The sequence below is a fragment of the Caballeronia sp. genome (assembly GCF_049581465.1).
In the GTDB taxonomy this organism is placed as follows: Bacteria; Pseudomonadota; Gammaproteobacteria; order Burkholderiales; family Burkholderiaceae; genus Caballeronia.
In genome coordinates, this window is sequence record NZ_JBAUSA010001354.1 from 1 (window position 1) to 3,239 (window position 3,239).

The following is a 3,239-nucleotide window of genomic DNA, read 5'->3' on the forward strand; positions in this document are numbered from 1 at the left end:
CATCTTTTCCGGCATGTTGCGCTTGTTCTTCGTAGTCGTATAGAAGTGACCCGTACCTGCGGTCGATTCCAACTTGATCTTGTCGCGTGCGCCCTTGGCCATATTCGTGCTCCTTAGACTTCGCCACGTGCGCGCAGGTCTGCGAGCACGGAATCAATACCATTCTTGTCGATCAAGCGCAGGCCGGCGTTCGAGAGACGCAGACGAACCCAACGGTTTTCGCTTTCGACGAAGAAGCGGCGGTTTTGCAGATTCGGCAGGAAACGACGCTTGGTGCGGTTGTTCGCATGGGAAACGTTGTTGCCGCTCATCGGCCCCTTCCCGGTTACTTGGCATACACGTGCCATGAGAGCACTCCTAATACGCTTTAATTCTGAGTTCGAACGCCAGATACACTTTTGGACCACTTCGGGCGACCGGAGAGGCTTGGCCCGAAAGGACCGCTACGTTTGCTCGGCTCGGAACAGGTTGGTTGAAAGAAGCAAACCGAGATTCTACCCGCAAAAAACCTGCAAAATCAACTCTTTTTGGTACGAGCAGAGCTATATGGCTCAGTTGCGCAAGGCCGTTTTGTCTGCGGTTCCAGCGCGTACGGCCTTCCGGGCGAGGTTTCGCTGTTAATAGTCGTCCAGGAATCGTTCAAGCCGAAAGTAATCCCTGTCGTGAAAATGAAAATATCTCGTTCGACGCCACGACCAGATGATCCAGCAGTTGCACATCTATTAGCGCAAGCGCGTCCTGGAGCATCCTTGTCAGGCGGCGGTCGCTCGCACTCGGTGCCACGCCCCCAGAAGGATGATTATGCGCGACGATCACGCTCGCCGCGTTCAACGCGAGCGCCCGCCGAACGATCTCGCGCGGATAAACGGCCACGCGCGAGATAGTGCCCGTCGCCGATTCGTCTGTAGTAATCAGGCAATGCTTGACGTCGAGGAACAGCGTGACGAACACCTCGTGGGGGCGATTCCCGATCAGCAACTTCAAATAGTCTTCCACGGGTTGCGGCGAATCCATTAATGGGCGCGAACGTGTCTTTTCGGCGAGCGCGCGCTGGCAAAGCTCGGACACGGCCAACAGCAAAGCGGCCTTGGCGGGCCCGATACCGCTGCACGCGCGCAATTGCGCAGCCGTGGCGGCAAGCACGCCCCGTAATGTCTCGAATTGCACGAGAAGGTCGCGGGCGATGTCGACAGAGGTCATGCCTGGACGGCCTGTATTCAGGAATAGCGAGAGAAGTTCTGCGTCCGACAACGCGTGTGCGCCCAGTTGCAGCAAGCGCTCACGGGGACGATCGCGTTCTGGCCAATCGAGAATGCGATTGGTCGCGGGCACGGCGCGTGCAGCAGCGAATGGCTCAAAATCCGGCTGCTCGATCAAGCAGGCCGACTGCGCCGCCATCGTAACGAGTTCAAGGCGGGCGTTCATGCCGGGCTCCCGATGGGGCCGGACCGCATGACTGACCTATCCAGGCTGGGGCGTGGGCGCGTCCGGCACGCTGCCAAGGGGAGCGCGGCGAGGCATGCGCACTGTGGCTTACAATGACGGTTTGCCGCTTTTTGCAAACCGGACGCGGATAGATCGAAGTTTTCCGATGTGAGACTGACGAGACAATCAACGCAATTCAAGCTTTTACGGCTACCACGATCAAACATGAGCATCATTGATATCTCCGAGGTGAAACCTGGTTCACATGTCACGCTGCACTACCGGCTCGCGCTGGCGGACGGAGCGGACATTGTCAACACGTTCACCGACAAACCCGCCACGCTCCTGCTGGGCGTCGGTCATCTTGCGCCGCCGCTTGAAGAGATTCTCCTTGGTCTGAAGGTGGGGCACCATTCCACCTTTCGGCTGATGGCTGGGCAGGCGTTCGGTCCGCGCAATCCCGAGATGATCCAACGCGTCTCGCTTGCTACGCTGCGCGCAAATGCGATGATCGGCGAGGATTTTTCCCCTGGCGATCTTGTCGAATTCAACGCGCCGGGCGGCGGCCGCTACGCGGGCGTGCTAAAAGAGGTCGGCGAGACCTCTGCGCTGTTTGACTTCAACCACCCGCTTGCCGGCCAGGCACTGACTTTTGAAGTGAAAATCATCGGAATTCTGTAGCCATGAGCTCCACTGAAACCCTCCTCGATGTCGAAATCCTTCTCGCCCAACCGCGGGGTTTTTGTGCGGGCGTCGATCGTGCGATCGAGATCGTCGAACGGGCGATAGCGCTGTTCGGCGCGCCCATCTACGTGCGTCATGAGATCGTCCATAACGCCTACGTGGTCGAGGATCTTCGCAAGAAAGGGGCGGTTTTCATCGAGGATCTGGCAGATGCGCCGGTCGGCAGTACGCTGATTTTCAGCGCACACGGGGTGTCGAAGGCGGTACGCGCCGAAGCTGACACGCGCGGCCTGAGGGTTTTCGACGCCACTTGTCCGCTCGTGACGAAAGTGCACATGGAAGTGGCGAAGATGCGCCAGGATGGTTTCGATATCGTGATGATCGGCCACAAAGGCCATCCCGAAGTCGAAGGCACGATGGGGCAGAGCGGCGAGGGGATGCATTTGGTGGAGGATATCGAGGACGTGCAGGCGCTCGCGCTCGAGGATCCGGAACGCATTGCTTATGTGACGCAGACGACGTTATCCGTTGACGATGCCTCGGCGATCATCAACGCGTTGAAGTCGAAATATCCCTCTGTGAAAGAGCCCAAAAAGCAGGACATTTGCTATGCCACGCAGAATCGGCAGGATGCGGTGAAGTTTCTCGCGCCGCAATGCGATGTCGTTATTGTGGTGGGCAGCCCGAATAGCTCGAATTCCAGTCGCTTGCGTGAAGTGGCCGAGAAGCGCGGAATTCCTGCTTACATGGTTGATTCGCCGACGCAGATCGATCCGAAATGGGTAGAAGGCAAAAAGCGTATCGGCGTGACGGCCGGTGCTTCGGCGCCGGAAGTGTTGGCGCAAGCGGTGATCGCGCGGCTGCGGGAGTTGGGCGTGCGCAATGTGCGGCCACTGGACGGGATCGAGGAGAAGGTATCGTTTCCGTTACCGAGGGGGTTGACACTGCCAGGGTAGGTAGCGGTTGGGGCGGTGCTGCTGGCGGCGCGTGTGGGGCTAGGGTGGAGTCCTTCTGCTAGCGTGGTCGTTCTGCTTAAGTCGGATTTTCTTGCTTATTTCTGTTAGCCCCTATCCGGGGCGGGACTTCATTTCTTTGCAAACGCGCAAAGAAACGAAGCAAAGAAACGCGTT

The 3,239-nt window shown here is 58.3% G+C and carries 5 protein-coding genes; 2 read left to right on the forward strand and 3 right to left on the reverse strand.

The window, feature by feature from the left end; translation table 11 throughout:
• From rpmG to radC, 3 genes are all read right to left on the reverse strand, one after another.
• Positions 1-102: 50S ribosomal protein L33 (gene rpmG / locus WCA53_RS32720; RefSeq protein ID WP_423921709.1), on the reverse strand; the 102-nt coding region annotated here is incomplete at its 3' end.
• 11 nt (positions 103-113) lie between these two features.
• On the reverse strand, positions 114-347 hold the full coding sequence (rpmB, locus tag WCA53_RS32725; RefSeq protein ID WP_031359861.1) for a 50S ribosomal protein L28: 234 nt from the start codon (positions 345-347) through the stop codon (positions 114-116).
• A 292-nt stretch (positions 348-639) separates the two neighbouring features.
• Complete coding sequence (gene radC, locus WCA53_RS32730; protein ID WP_423921714.1) at positions 640-1,398, reverse strand: RadC family protein; 759 nt, start codon at positions 1,396-1,398, stop codon at positions 640-642.
• Positions 1,399-1,650: 252 nt separating this feature from the next.
• Between radC and WCA53_RS32735 the strand changes: the two genes are divergently transcribed.
• Together WCA53_RS32735 and ispH are read left to right on the forward strand one after the other, a co-directional pair.
• Positions 1,651-2,106: an FKBP-type peptidyl-prolyl cis-trans isomerase gene (locus WCA53_RS32735; RefSeq protein ID WP_423921703.1), complete on the forward strand. Its 456-nt coding sequence runs from the start codon at positions 1,651-1,653 to the stop codon at positions 2,104-2,106.
• 2 nt (positions 2,107-2,108) lie between these two features.
• Positions 2,109-3,065 carry a 4-hydroxy-3-methylbut-2-enyl diphosphate reductase gene (gene ispH, locus WCA53_RS32740; RefSeq protein WP_423921706.1) on the forward strand — a complete coding sequence of 319 codons (957 nt, stop codon included), beginning with the start codon at positions 2,109-2,111 and terminating at the stop codon, positions 3,063-3,065.
• Positions 3,066-3,239 lie beyond the last annotated feature (174 nt).